The sequence below is a fragment of the Streptomyces cylindrosporus genome (genome assembly GCF_022698165.1).
GTDB lineage: Bacteria > Actinomycetota > Actinomycetes > Streptomycetales > Streptomycetaceae > Streptomyces > Streptomyces cylindrosporus.
Genome location: NZ_JALDAY010000015.1, coordinates 63151 through 76896 on the forward strand (window position 1 = coordinate 63151; position 13746 = coordinate 76896).

The 13746-nt window shown below is 72.1% G+C and carries 11 protein-coding genes; 8 read left to right on the forward strand and 3 right to left on the reverse strand.

The genetic code is table 11. The features are described 5' to 3' along the window. Window positions 1-117 precede the first annotated feature (117 nt). The 5 genes from MQP27_RS40595 to MQP27_RS40615 all read left to right on the forward strand — a co-directional run bounded on the left by MQP27_RS40595 (window position 118) and on the right by MQP27_RS40615 (window position 5937). Window positions 118-1584, forward strand: a complete 1467-nt coding sequence (locus MQP27_RS40595) for an amino acid permease (protein ID WP_242775017.1) — start codon at window positions 118-120, stop codon at window positions 1582-1584. A gap of 10 nt (window positions 1585-1594) precedes the next feature. Beyond that, on the forward strand, window positions 1595-2047 hold the full coding sequence (locus MQP27_RS40600) for an Lrp/AsnC family transcriptional regulator (RefSeq protein ID WP_242775019.1): 453 nt from the start codon (window positions 1595-1597) through the stop codon (window positions 2045-2047). A gap of 95 nt (window positions 2048-2142) precedes the next feature. Continuing rightward, on the forward strand, window positions 2143-3297 hold the full coding sequence (locus MQP27_RS40605; RefSeq protein ID WP_242775543.1) for an MFS transporter: 1155 nt from the start codon (window positions 2143-2145) through the stop codon (window positions 3295-3297). Window positions 3298-3401: 104 nt separating this feature from the next. After that, the gene (locus MQP27_RS40610; protein ID WP_242775022.1) at window positions 3402-4190 is read left to right on the forward strand and encodes a carbon-nitrogen hydrolase family protein; all 789 of its coding nucleotides are present in this window, start codon (window positions 3402-3404) and stop codon (window positions 4188-4190) included. 43 nt (window positions 4191-4233) lie between these two features. After that, window positions 4234-5937 carry a flavin monoamine oxidase family protein gene (locus MQP27_RS40615; protein WP_242775024.1) on the forward strand — a complete coding sequence of 568 codons (1704 nt, stop codon included), beginning with the start codon at window positions 4234-4236 and terminating at the stop codon, window positions 5935-5937. Between the two features lie 16 nt (window positions 5938-5953). On the opposite strand, the gene MQP27_RS40620 is transcribed toward MQP27_RS40615, so the two are convergent. After that, window positions 5954-6640 carry a DUF5995 family protein gene (locus MQP27_RS40620; RefSeq protein ID WP_242775027.1) on the reverse strand — a complete coding sequence of 229 codons (687 nt, stop codon included), beginning with the start codon at window positions 6638-6640 and terminating at the stop codon, window positions 5954-5956. 171 nt (window positions 6641-6811) lie between these two features. Here MQP27_RS40620 and MQP27_RS40625 point away from each other — a divergent pair, with 171 nt between their 5' ends. After that, entirely contained in the window at window positions 6812-7927 is a 1116-nt protein-coding gene (locus MQP27_RS40625) for a glycoside hydrolase family 6 protein (protein ID WP_242775544.1), read from the forward strand. On the opposite strand, the gene MQP27_RS40630 is transcribed toward MQP27_RS40625, so the two are convergent. Then, window positions 7906-9285 carry a uracil-xanthine permease family protein gene (locus MQP27_RS40630; RefSeq protein ID WP_242775030.1) on the reverse strand — a complete coding sequence of 460 codons (1380 nt, stop codon included), beginning with the start codon at window positions 9283-9285 and terminating at the stop codon, window positions 7906-7908. The genes MQP27_RS40625 and MQP27_RS40630 overlap by 22 nt on opposite strands. 152 nt (window positions 9286-9437) lie before the next feature. Here MQP27_RS40630 and MQP27_RS40635 point away from each other — a divergent pair, with 152 nt between their 5' ends. Further along, on the forward strand, window positions 9438-10697 hold the full coding sequence (locus MQP27_RS40635) for an alginate lyase family protein (RefSeq protein ID WP_242775033.1): 1260 nt from the start codon (window positions 9438-9440) through the stop codon (window positions 10695-10697). Window positions 10698-10715: 18 nt separating this feature from the next. Here the strand turns inward: MQP27_RS40635 and MQP27_RS40640 are convergent, their stop codons facing one another. Then, on the reverse strand, window positions 10716-11930 hold the full coding sequence (locus tag MQP27_RS40640) for an MFS transporter (RefSeq protein WP_242775036.1): 1215 nt from the start codon (window positions 11928-11930) through the stop codon (window positions 10716-10718). A 112-nt stretch (window positions 11931-12042) separates the two neighbouring features. Here MQP27_RS40640 and MQP27_RS40645 point away from each other — a divergent pair, with 112 nt between their 5' ends. After that, window positions 12043-13734, forward strand: a complete 1692-nt coding sequence (locus tag MQP27_RS40645; protein WP_242775038.1) for an ROK family protein — start codon at window positions 12043-12045, stop codon at window positions 13732-13734. Window positions 13735-13746 lie beyond the last annotated feature (12 nt).

Sequence of the window (13746 nt, forward strand, 5' to 3'; positions counted from 1 at the left end):
GCCCGTAGTGTCATGCGCTGTACGTGGCGTGGCAGGGACCCCGCTCGGTGGGTTCCTGTTCGCGCAGGGCGCCGCCGGTCCCCGCCCGCCTGACCGTCATGACGAAGGAGTCAGCGCGTGCTGGACCAAGGCGCACCCCCGCAGAGCCGCACCTCACCGGCCCCGCCGCCCCCGGGGGCGATAGCGAGCCTCATGCGGCGCAAGCCCGTGGAACGCCTGGTCGCCGAGGGAGGCCAGGGCGAGGGCGGCAGTCTCCGCCGCTCGCTCGGGCTGTGGCAGCTCACCATGATCAGCATCGGCGCCACCCTCGGCACCGGCATCTTCGTGGTCCTCGGCGAAGCCGTCCCGAAGGCCGGTCCCGCCGTCACCCTCTCCTTCGTGATCGCCGGTCTGACCGCCCTGTTCTCCGCCCTCTCCTACGCCGAGCTGGCCGGCACCATCCCGGTCTCCGGCTCCTCGTACTCGTACGCATACGCAACCATGGGCGAGCTGATCGCCTGGATCTGCGGCTGGTGCCTGGTCCTGGAGTACGGCGTGTCCGTCGCCGCCGTCGCGGTCGGCTGGGGCGAGTACCTCAACGAACTGCTCGACGGGACCATCGGCGTCACCATCCCGGACGCGCTGTCCGCCCCGCCCGGCGACGGCGGCATCTTCAACCTGCCCGCGCTGATCGTCGTACTCCTCGCCATGGCCTTCCTGCTCGGCGGCGCCCGCGAGTCGGCGCGCGCCAACACCGTCATGGTGTGCGTGAAGATCGCCGCGCTGGTGCTGTTCTGCGCCATCGGCATCCAGGGCTTCCGGTCCGGGAACTACGAGCACTTCATGCCGCTCGGCATGGCGGGCGTGAGCGCCGCGGGTGCCACGCTGTTCTTCTCGTACATCGGCTTCGACGCCGCCTCCACCGCCGGCGAGGAGGCGAAGAACGCCCAGCGCGACCTGCCCCGCGCCATCATGCTGTCGCTCGTCATCGTCACCGCGCTGTACGTGCTGGTCGCCGCCGTCGCCGTCGGCGCCAAGCCCTGGCAGCGGTTCAACGACTCCGAGGCCGCGCTCGCCCAGATCATGCGGGACGTCACCGGGCAGAGCTTCTGGGGCACGCTGCTCGCCGCCTGCGCCGTCATCGCCATCGCGAGCGTCGTGCTGACCGTGCTCTACGGCCAGACCCGCATCCTCTTCGCCATGTCCCGCGACGGCCTGGTGCCCAAGGTGTTCGCCAAGGTCCACCCGAAGACCGGCACACCCCGCGCCAACACCGTAATCGTGTCCCTGTTCTGCGGTGTCCTCGCCGCCGCGATCCCGCTCGGCCAGCTCGCCGACGCCACCAGCATCGGCACCCTCTTCGCCTTCGGGCTGGTCAACATCGCCGTGGTCGTGCTGCGCCGCACCCGCCCGGAGATGCCCCGCACCTTCCGCGTCCCGCTCTCACCCGTGCTGCCCGTGCTGGGCCTCGGCTTCTGCGTCTGGATGATGGGCAGCCTGTCCGCCGTCACCTGGATCGTCTTCGGTGTCTGGATGGCCGCCGGGCTCGTGTTCTACTTCGGGTACGGCCATCGCCGATCCCGACTGGCAACACCGGAAAGCTGACCGAACCACCGTGCTGAACGATCTCGACGAACGCATCGTGCACGCCCTCGCCGAGGACGCCCGCCGCTCCTACGCGGACATCGGGCAGATCGTGGGCCTCTCCGCCCCCGCCGTGAAGCGGCGGGTGGACCGGCTGCGCGCCACCGGCGCCATCACCGGGTTCACCGTACGGGTGGACCCGTCGGCCCTCGGCTGGGAGACCGAGGGGTTCGTCGAGATCTACTGCCGGCACAACACCTCGCCGGAGACCATCCGGCGAGGCCTGGAGCGCTACCAGGAGGTCGTCGCCGCGTCGACCGTCACCGGCGACGCGGACGCGATCGTGCAGGTCTTCGCCTCCGACATGCGGCACTTCGAGCGGGTCCTGGAGCGGATCGCCGGGGAGCCCTTCGTCGAGCGCACCAAGTCGGTGCTGGTCCTGTCGCCGCTGCTGCGCCGCTTCTCGTCGGGGTCGCCGACGTAATCCGGGGGACGGCTGCTCCGGGTCCGCCTACCATCGATGGCATGACCTGGCGACATTGATCCACCACCTCCGGCGTCCGCCGGCTCACGGCCACGCTGTACGGCTACGCGTTCCTGGACGACTTCGTCCTCCTGTACCCGGTGTACGCGCTGCTGTTCAGCGACACCGGCCTGTCCGTCCAGCAGATCTCCTCCCTCTTCGCCCTCTGGTCCCTAACCGGTGTCGTGCTGGAGGTGCCCTCGGGCGCCTGGGCCGACGCCGTCTCCCGACGGCTCCTGCTGTGGCTCGGCCCGCTGCTGACCGCGGTCGGCTTCGCGCTGTGGGTGCTCGTCCCGTCGTACTGGGCCTTCGCCCTCGGTTTCGTGTTGTGGGGCACACGCGGAGCACTGGTGTCCGGCGCCCTGGAGGCGCTCGTCTACGAGGAGCTGGACCGACTCGGCGCCGCCGACCGGTACGCCCACGTCATGGGCCGGGCCCATGCGGCGGGGCTGGTCGCGGTGATGGCGGCGACGGGGCTCGCCGGGCCCGTGTTCGCGTGGGGCGGCTATCCGGCCATCGGCGCGGCGAGCGTGCTGGTCTGTCTGGCGTCCGCGGCGACGGCGACCCGGTTCCCCGAGCACCGCGGCCCCGCGGGCGAGGGCGGTGAGAGCTGGGCCGCGACGTTGAGGGCCGGGCTCGTGGAGGTGCGGCGCGAGCGGTCGGTGCGCGGGGCGATCCTGCTGGTCCCGGCCGTGACCGCCGTATGGGGAGCGCTGGACGAGTACACGCCGCTGCTGGTGCGGGACACCGGGGTGGCGGAGGCGGCAGTTCCGTATCTGCTGCTGGTGATCTGGGCCGGGGCGACGGCCGGGAGCCTGCCGGCGGGGCGGTGCGAACGGCTGGGGAGGCCGGGGCTCGCCTGGCTGCTCGGGGGAGCGGCCGCGGCGCTGGCCGTGGGAGCCATGGGCCGGACACCGGTCGCCCTCGGCCTGGTCGCGCTCGCCTTCGGCGGCTTCCAGCTGACGACCGTCCTCGCCGACGCACGGCTGCAGCGGCGCCTCGACGACTCCGGGCGGGCGACCGTGACCTCGGTCGCGGGCCTCGGCACGGATCTGGCCACGGTCGCCGTGTACGAGGGGTACGGGGCGATCGCGACGAGGGCCGGGCATGCGGTCACCTTCGCCGTGTTCGCGGTGCCCTACCTGCTCATTGCCCTGCTGCTGGCGGTGCCGCGCAACGAATCGCCGTCGGACCGGCGCCGTGCGCAATGAACCGCCCACCGCCGCGCAACGGCTCCTTCTTGCTGGTCGGCGGCCGGCGGCCGTACCGTCTAAAAGGCCCCCCGAACCCCCCTTCGCCCCGGTGAGGAACACGCATGCGCACCGCCCTGCTCCAGAGCTCCGGCCGACCCGGCTCCGTCGTCGAGAACCTCAAGGTCCTCGACGCGGCCGCGGGCCGTGCCGCCGCCGCGGGGGCCGCGCTGCTGGCCGCGCCGGAGATGTTCCTGACCGGGTACGCGATCGGTGACGACATCGCGCGCCTCGCCGAGCCCGCCGACGGCGACTCCGCCGACGCGATCGCCGACATCGCCGCCCGGCACGGGCTCGCGATCGCGTACGGCTACCCGGAGCGCGAGGGCGAGACCGTCTTCAACTCCGCCCAGCTGATCTCCGCCGAGGGCGACCGGCTCGCGAACTACCGCAAGACCCACCTCTTCGGCTGCTTCGAGCACGACCACTTCGCACCGGGCGAGCAGCCGGTCGTCCAGGCCGAGCTGGACGGGATCACCGTCGGGCTGATGATCTGCTACGACGTCGAGTTCCCGGAGAACGTCCGCGCCCACGCCCTGGCCGGCACCGACCTCCTCGTGGTGCCCACGGCGCAGATGCACCCGTTCCAGTTCGTCGCCGAGGCCCTGGTCCCGGTGCGCGCCTGGGAGAACCAGATGTACGTCGCGTACGTCAACCGGGTCGGCCAGGAAGGGGAGTTCGACTTCGTCGGCCTCTCCACGCTGGCCGGGCCCGACGGGGTCGCCCGCACCCGGGCCGGCCGCGGCGAGGAGCTGCTCCTCGCCGACGTGGACCCCGCCTTCCTCGCCGCCTCCCGCGAGGCCAACCCGTACCTGAAGGACCGCCGCCCCGGTCTGTACGGGTCCCTCATCTGAATTCCCCCGGCTTTCACCAGTTTTCGCAAGGAGTCCGTACCCCATGACGTCCACGGTGCCCAACGCCGTCGAGCACGCCGACGAGCAGCAGCTGCCGCCGATCACCATGTTCGGCCCGGACTTCCCGTACGCCTACGACGACTTCCTCGCCCACCCGGCGGGCCTCGGCCAGATACCGGCAACCGAGCACGGCACCGAGGTCGCCGTCATCGGCGGCGGACTGTCCGGCATCGTGGCCGCGTACGAGCTGATGAAGATGGGCCTCAAGCCGGTCGTGTACGAGGCCGACCGGATCGGCGGGCGGCTGCGGACCGTCGGCTTCGAGGGCCAGGGGACCGAGGGCCTGACCGCCGAGATGGGCGCGATGCGCTTCCCGCCGTCCTCCACCGCCCTCCAGCACTACATCGACCTGGTGGGCCTTGAGACCCGGCCCTTCCCCAACCCCCTTGCCGAGGCGACCCCTTCGACCGTCGTCGACCTCAAGGGCGAGTCGCACTACGCCGAGACGGTCGACGACCTGCCGCAGGTCTACCGCGATGTCGCCGACGCCTGGAACAAGTGCCTCGAAGAGGGCGCCGACTTCTCCGACATGAACCGCGCCCTGCGCGAGCGCGACGTCCCGCGCATCCGCGAGATCTGGGCCCGGCTCGTCGAGAAGCTCGACAACCAGACCTTCTACGGCTTCCTGTGCGACTCCGAGGCCTTCAAGTCCTTCCGCCACCGCGAGATCTTCGGCCAGGTCGGCTTCGGCACCGGCGGCTGGGACACCGACTTCCCCAACTCCATCCTGGAGATCCTGCGGGTCGTCTACACCGAGGCCGACGACCACCACCGCGGTATCGTCGGCGGCTCCCAGCAGCTGCCGCTGCGCCTGTGGGAGCGTGAGCCGGAGAAGATCGTGCACTGGCCGTACGGCACCTCGCTCGCGGAGCTGCACGACAACCGCGCACCCCGCCCGGCCGTCACGCGCCTGCACCGCACCGCCGGCAACCGGATCACGGTGACCGACGCGAACGGCGACATCCGCACCTACCAGGCGGCGATCTTCACCGCCCAGTCCTGGATGCTGCTGTCGAAGATCGCCTGCGACGACTCGCTCTTCCCGATCGACCACTGGACCGCGATCGAGCGCACCCACTACATGGAGTCCAGCAAGCTCTTCGTGCCCGTCGACCGCCCCTTCTGGCTGGACAAGGACGAGGAGACCGGCCGGGACGTCATGTCGATGACCCTCACCGACCGTATGACGCGCGGGACTTACCTCCTGGACGACGGCCCGGACAAGCCCGCGGTCATCTGCCTCTCGTACACCTGGTGCGACGACAGCCTGAAGTGGCTGCCGCTGTCCGCGAACGAGCGGATGGAGGTCATGCTGAAGTCGCTCGGCGAGATCTATCCGAAGGTCGACATCAGGAAGCACATCATCGGCAACCCGGTGACCGTGTCCTGGGAGAACGAGCCCTACTTCATGGGCGCCTTCAAGGCCAACCTGCCCGGCCACTACCGCTACCAGCGGCGCCTGTTCACGCACTTCATGCAGGACCGGCTGCCCGAGGACAAGCGGGGCATCTTCCTCGCCGGCGACGACATCTCCTGGACGGCCGGCTGGGCCGAGGGCGCGATCCAGACCGCCCTGAACGCCGTCTGGGGCGTGATGCACCACTTCGGCGGTACGACGGACGCGAGCAACCCGGGCCCGGGCGACCTGTACGACGAGATCGCGCCCGTGGAGCTCCCGGAGGACTAGCGCAGGCCAGTCCGGGCTAGTCCGGCAGTGGGGTGAGCAGCATGCGGCCCGCGAACCCCACCGCCGTGTCCAGCCGCTGGGTGAACTCGGCGGCCACGTCGGGCAGTCCGCGCAGCGCCCACAGGGCCCGGGCCGCGGTCCAGGTGGCGTCCCGCGCGCGCTCCAGGCTCCACGAGCCGAGCAGATGGGTGAGCGGGTCGGCGATCTGCAGGAGGTCGGGGCCCGGCATCAGATCTTCGCGGATGCGCTCCTCCAGCGAGACGAGGAGCTCGCCCACGCGGTCGAACTCGTCCTCCAGCGCGGCCGGTTCGCAGTCCAAGGTACGACAGGCGTCCACCACGGCGAGCGCCAGGTCGTGCCCGATGTGCGCGTTGATGCCCGCCAGCGCGAACTGCAGCGGACGTACACCGGGATGGCGGCGGAACTGGAACAGGGGGCGCCAGCAGGCCGGCGGGCGGCGCTCGTCGGCCACCGCCTCGACGGCGGCGAGGTAGCGCTCCGCGAACCGCACGTCCAGGGTGATCGCGGCCCGCCGGTCCGGGAACCCGCCGGTGTCGATGCGCCGGTCGACCGCCTCGGTGACGGCGAGGTAGACGCGGTTGAAGACCGCGATCCCGTCCCGCTCGGGCAGCGCCGAGTCCAGGGCGCGCATACGGGAGACGACCGCGTCTACGGATGTGGTGAACTGTTCCAATTGCGGCATGGGGGAAGGGTCCCAGTCCTAGGCTGACGGGAGTGGCGGCGAGCCCGAGGCTTCCCCAGAACGGGGGAACGCGCCCGCTGCGGGGGAGGGGCACGGGTGGTGTCGGGCTTACGTGCGCAGCGTCTGGCCGCCCGCAGGGCCGAGCGCAGGCGGGCCGCGCGACGCGGCGCGATGGTGGCCGCCGCCTCCGTCGTGGTCGCCGTGGGCACGGCGACCGGCATGATGTCCGCCCTCGCCGACGGCCACGGCGCCGACCGGGCGCGGCCCCAGGCGACCGGCTCGCCGCGGCTGGAGCAGCTCCCGGTGGTGCCGTCGCCGTCGGCCACGGTCACCAAGTCGGCGTCCCCGAAGCCGAGTTCGTCGAAGAAGCCCAGTCCCTCGCCCGCGCGGACGGAGCCCGAGCCGCGGCCCACGCCCGCGTCCGCCGGCCTCTACCGCCACCCCGACTCCCAGGTCCTCGACTGGGTCCGGGCCCACCCTGACGACCCGCGCACGCCGGTCATCGAGTCCCGGATCGCCGACCTGCCGGCCGCCGTGTGGTTCGCCGACTTCACCCCGTCGACCATCGCCTCCCGCGTCCGTGCCGTCACCTCGGGCGCGGCGGCGCAGGGCCGGGTCCCGGTGGTCGTGCCCTACGCGATACCCGAGCGCGACTGCGGCGGCGCGTCCCAGGGCGGGGCGCCCGACCTCGACGCCTACGACGACTGGATCGACGACTTCGCCGACGGCCTCGGCACCGGCGAGGTCGTGGTCGTCCTGGAGCCCGACTCCATCGCCCAGTCCGCGTGCCTCTCCGACGACCGACGCGCCCACCGCTTCGCCTCGTTGGCCCGCGCGGGCCGCGTCCTCAAGGCCGCCGATCCCAAGGCGCGGGTCTACTACGACGCCGGGCACTCCGGCTGGAACGAGCCCGCCGAGCAGGCGTCCCTGCTGAAACAGGCGGGCGCCGCCTCGGCCGCCTCCTCCGACGGGATCTTCAGCAACGTCTCCAACTTCCAGGCGACGGCCGACGAGATCGCGTACGACCGTGACGTCCTCGCCGCGCTCGGCGGCCCCGCGAGCCTGGGCGCCGTCATCGACACCAGCCGCAACGGCAACGGCGCCCCGGCCGACGGCCAGTGGTGCGACCCCGCCGGCCGGAAGATCGGCCGGGCGCCGACGCTGGCCACCGGCCAGGCACGCATCGACGCCTACCTGTGGGTGAAGCTGCCGGGCGAGTCGGACGGGTGCAAGGGGTCGCCGGGGACGTTCAGTCCGTCGTACGCCTACGCCTTGGCGTCGTCGTAGGAGGACGTCCCCTCGTCCAGGAGCGGCTCCTGGGTCTTCAGGTGGGCCGGGGCGAAGGCGCGCAGGGCGTGGTAGCCGGTGATGACGACCAGCGTGCCGAGGGCGATGCCGCTGAGGGAGAAGTTGTCGGTGAACTTCATGGTGACGTTGCCGACGCCGATGATGATGCCCGCGGCGGCCGGGACCAGGTTCAGCGGATTGCGCAGGTCCACCCGGGCGTTGGTCCAGATCTGCGCGCCGAGCAGGCCGATCATGCCGTACAGGATGACGGTGATGCCGCCGAGGACGCCGCCCGGGATCGCGGCCACGATCGCGCCGAACTTCGGGCAGAGGCCGAAGAGGAGGGCGAAGCCGGCGGCGGCCCAGTAGGCGGCGGTGGAGTAGACGCGGGTCGCGGCCATCACGCCGATGTTCTCCGAGTACGTGGTGTTGGGCGGGCCGCCGACCGCCGTGGACAGCATCGAGCCGATGCCGTCGGCCGAGATCGCCGTGCCGAGCCTGTCGTCGAGCGGGTCGCCGGTCATCTCGCCGACCGCCTTGACGTGTCCGGCGTTCTCCGCGACCAGGGCGATCACGACGGGCAGCGCGACCAGGATCGCCGACCACTGGAAGGTGGGCCCGTGGAAGGAGGGCAGGCCGATCCAGTCGGCCTTGCCGACGCCGGACAGGTCGAGCCGCCAGTGGTCGGTGACCTTGCCGCTCGCGTCGGCCGAGTGGATGCGGCCGAAGATCCGGTCGAAGGCCCAGGAGATGCCGTACCCGAAGACCAGGCCCAGGAAGATCGCGACGCGGGACCAGAATCCACGCAGGCAGACGACCGCCAGACCGGTGAACAGCATGACCAGCAGGGCCGTCCACTGGTCCTGCGGCCAGTAGGTCGAGGCGGTCACGGGCGCCAGGTTGAAGCCGATCAGCATCACCACCGCGCCGGTGACGATCGGCGGCATCGCCGCGTGGATGATCCGCGCCCCGAAGCGCTGCACGGCGAGACCCACCAGGAAGAGCGCGACGCCGACCACGAAGACCGCGCCGGTGACTGTGGCGCTCGTACCGCCCTGGGCGCGGATCACGGCCGCGACGCCCACGAAGGACAGTGAGCAGCCCAGGTAGCTGGGCACCCGGCCGCGCGTCGCCAGCAGGAAGATCACGGTCGCGACGCCCGACATCATGATCGCGAGGTTGGGGTCGAGGCCCATCAGCACCGGGGCCACGAAGGACGCGCCGAACATGGCCACCACGTGCTGGGCGCCGAGGCCGACCGTGCGCGGCCAGGAGAGGCGTTCGTCGGGGCGGACCACCGCTCCGGGCGCGGGGGTCCGCCCGTCGCCGTGCAGTTTCCAGCGGACGCCGAGATCCATGTGGGGTGTCGCTTTCTCTGTGCGTGAAGTTCTGTACGTGAAGTCCTGTCCGGACCATTGTCACGGCTACCTCGCACCTCTACGCTCGCACGGTCCTACTCATGAACCACGTTCACATTTCTGACCCTTCGTTCGATGGATCGGAGTGCTCGATGAGTGGAAGATCCCGTGCGGCCGTCCTGCTGGCCGCGGTGGTGAGTCTCGGCGCCGTCCTCGTCCCCTCGGCGCAGGCGAGTCCGAAGGCCCCGGACACCGCGGTCCTCGACGGCGTCCGGCTGCAGCAGACCAAGGCCCGGCTGGACCGCGGCGATCCCCAACTGCGCCGGGCGGTCGAGGACTTGACGGCCCGTGCCGACAACTGGCTGTCCCAGGGCCCCTGGACGGTCACCGACAAGCCGAGACCCGCACCCGGCGGGGACGTCCACGACTACCTCAGCCAGGCCCCCTACTGGTGGCCCACCACGACCCCGACCCCCGACAACCCCTGGGGCTGCCCGTACGTCCAGCGCGACGGACAGCGCAACCCCGAGGTCGACTCCGGCACCGACCGCCAGGACGTCGAGCACGTCTTCGACTCGACGTACGACCTCTCCCTGGCCTGGTACTACACGGGCAGGAAGGCGTACGCCGAGAAGGCGGCCAAGATCCTTCGCACCTGGTTCCTCGACCCGGCCACCCGCATGAACCCGAACCTGAACCACGCCCAGTTCATCCCGTGCAAGTACGACGGCCGCTCGATCGGCATCATCGACTTCTCGCAGTCGTACACCAGCGTGCTCGACGCCCAGGCGATCCTCGCCGCCGGAGCGCCCGGCTGGAGCGCCGAGGACCGCACCGCGATGGGCAAGTGGAACGCGGACTTCCTCGGCTGGCTGAAGAACAGCGACTTCGGCAAGGAGGAGGGGGCGGCGGCCAACAACCACGGCACCTTCTACGACATGCAGCTCGCCGCCCTCGCCTACGCGACCGGCGACCGGGCGCTGGCCCGGCGGACCGTGCTGGACGCCCGTACCAAGCGCGTCGATCCGCAGATCGCGGCCGACGGCAGCCAGCCGCAGGAGCTGGCCCGCACCCGCAGCTGGCACTACTCGACCTTCGACCTGGTCGCCTACACCCGGCTCGCGGCGATCGGCCGGCACGTCGGCGTGAACCTGTGGGCCTATCAAGGCCCGGACGGGCAGGGGCTGTTCAAGGCCGTGGACTTCCTGCTGCCCGCCGCGACCGGGGCCGCCGCGTGGTCGTATCCGGAGCTGGAGTTCCACCGGTTCGCGGCGAGCGACGTCGTGCACGCCGCGGCGGACGCGGGGGACAAGGCCGCGCGGCAGGCCGTGCCGAAGCTGGAGGCGCCGCCCGGCGGCGACCTCTGGGCGCTGCGCCCGGCGGCCGAGCAGCTGGACTCGATCGCGGGCTGAGGTCGCCCTTCCCGGACTTCAGGGCCGCGGGTCGGGAACGGCGGCGCTCGGCGGGCCGACCGTCCTCCTGCGGCCGCGCTCGCCGCTGCGCAGCACCCCGGCGAAGGCGGCGAGCCCGCAGGCCAGCACGGTCACCAGCACGAACGACACCACCAGGCTCGTCGCCTGCGCCACCCCGCCGATCAGGCTGGGCGCGATCAGCCCCGAGGTGTACGTGATGGTCGCGACGCCCGCGATGGCCTGGCTGGGGTTGGGGCCGGCGTGCCCGGCCGCCGCGAAGCACAGCGGTACGACGACGGCGATGCCCAGGCCCAGCAGGGCGAAGCCCGCCATCGCGACGGCCGGATGGCCCGCGAGGACGATCAGCACTCCGCCGAGGACGGCGAAGCCGCCGCCGATACGGACCGTGCGGACCGAGCCGAAGCGGTTGACGACCGTGTCGCCGACCAGCCGGGCCACGGCCATGGTGAGCATGAAGCCGGTCGTGCAGGCGGCGGCCAGGCCGGCCGACGTCTCCAGCTGGTCGCGCAGATAGACCGCCGACCAGTCGAGGCTCGCGCCCTCCGCGAAGACCGCGCAGAAGCCGACCGTGCCGATCAGCAGCGCGGACCTCGGCGGCAGCGCGAACCTCGGGGGCGGCTCCTCGTCCTCGGCCGGCTGCAGGTCCAGGACCCAGGTGCAGGCCACGAGGCCGAGCACGGTCAGGGTCGCCGCCGCCAGCGCGAAGTGCAGCCGCGCGTCCGCGCCGAGGTGCGCGGCGAGCGTGCCGCCCGCCGAGCCGATCAGGGCGCCCGCGCTCCACATGCCGTGCAGCCCGGACATGATCGACTTGTCGAGGAGCCGCTCCACCTCGACGCCCAGCGCGTTCATGGCGACGTCGGCCATGCCCGCGCTCGCGCCGTACACGAACATCGACAGGCACAGGGTGAGCATGTTCGGCGCGAGGGACGGCAGGACCAGGGCCAGCGTCCACATGGTGATCAGGCCGCGCAGGGCGGTGCGGCTGCCGAAGCGGTGGCTGACGCGGCCCGCGAGCGGCATCGAGCAGGAGGCGCCGAAGGCCGTGAAGGCGAGCGCGAAGCCCAGCTGGCCCGCGCTGAGCCCCGCGTGTTCCTGGATCCACGGCACGCGGGTCGCGAACGAACCGGTCACGGCGCCGTGCACGGCGAACACGGCGGCCACGGCGTACCGGGCCCGCCGTACCTCACGCAGGTCACAGACCATGTCGCTCATTCTCCGGCCCCTCCCGGTTCTCTGGCCCTCACTGGCTTCCGAAAACTATCAGGAACCCTGCCTGATAGATAGTGCAATACTGGCCGCAGCGCCGATCTGGAAGGATCCCGGCATGCCCGCATCCCCCAGCACCGCACGGGCCATCAACGACCGGCTCGCCCTGCGACTGCTGCAGCAGGAAGGCCCGTTGACGGCGGGTCGGCTCAAGCAGCTGACCGGACTGTCCCGGCCGACCGTCGCCGACCTGGTCGAGCGGCTCACCGCGGCCGGACTGATCACCGTGGTCGGAGAGGCGGGGGAGCAGCGGCGCGGGCCCAACGCCAAGCTGTACGGGATCGTGGCCGACCGGGCGCATCTCGCCGCCCTCGACGTCCGTACCGAGGGTGTGTCCGTGGTGGTCACCGACCTCGTGGGGCGGGAACTCGCCGAGGCGTCCGTGCCGATCGGGGGCGACACGGGGACGGGGCCCGCGGTGGAGCAGGCGGTCACGTTGGTGGAGCGGGTGGTGAAGGAGGCGGGCGCGGACCGGCTGCACACTGTCGGCATCGGCGCGCCCGGCCTGATCGATCCGGCGACCGGTGACCTCCGCGACACCTCCGGCCTGCCCGAATGGCATCGCCGTCTGGTCGCCGCGTTGCAGGAGCGGCTGCCCGAGGCCCGGGTGAGCGTCGAGAACGAGACCAACCTCGCGGCACTGGCCGAACAGCGCGAGGGCGCGGCCCGGGACCGCGACACCTTCGTCCTGCTGTGGCTGAGTCACGGCACGGGCGCGGCGGTGGTCCTCGACGGCGCGCTGCGCCGCGGGGTGTCCGGGGGCATGGGCGAGATCGGCTTCCTGCCGGTGCCCGGCACCGCGGGCCTGCCGTCGGCGACGGACTGCGAGGGCGGCTTCCATTCGCTGGCGGGGGCGGCGGCGATCGTGGGGCTGGCGGGGGAGTACGGGGTGACGGTGGAGGGGGTGGGGGCCGAGCCGGTGGCCGCGGGGGTTGTGCGGGGGGCGGTGGCGGCGGTTTCGGGGGGAGGGGGAGACGCGGCGGGGGCTTTGTCGGGCGGAGGGGGAGACGCGGCGGGGGCTTCGTCGGGCGGAGGAGAAGAGGCGGCGGGGGCTTCGTCGGGGGGAGGGGGAGACGCGGAGGGGGCTCCGTCGGAGGCAGGAAAAGACGCAGCGAGGGCTCTGTCGGGGGTGAGCGGTGAGCATGCGGGGGCGCCGTCGGAGGGGCGCGGCGGTGAGATCGGGCCGCTGTCGGAAGAACGTGGCGGTGAGACGGGGGCGCCCTCGGAGGAGCGCGGTGGTGAGGAGGGGCCGCGGTCGGAAGAGCGCGGTGGTGAGGCGGGGGCGCCGGTGGAGGTGAGCCGGGATGCGGTGGCGGCGCCGGTCGAGTTGAGCCGGGATGCGGCGGCGGTGTCGGTGGAGGGGAGCCGGGATGCGGTGGCCGTGCCGGTGGGCGTGAGCCCGGATGCGGTGGTGGCGGTGGCCTCGCAGGCGGGTGGCGGTGTCCTCGGCGATCGGCTTGTCGTCGACGCTGCCGGCCGTTTCCTCGATGCCCTCGCCGATCGGCTTGCCGTCGGTGTCGCCTCTGTCGTGGCGATCCTCGATCCCGGGTGTGTCGTCCTCGGCGGGGAGGTCGGGCAGGCCGGTGGGGAGGAGCTCGCCGCTCGGGTGGAGGCGCGGGTGCGGCGGATGTCGCCGCTGGTCACCGAGGTGCGGCCGAGTCTGCTCGGCGGCGATGCCGTACTGCGCGGTGCGCTGCTCACCGCACGGGACCGTGCCCAGGACGAGCTGTTCGGGTCACCCGAGCGCTGAATGCCCTATGCG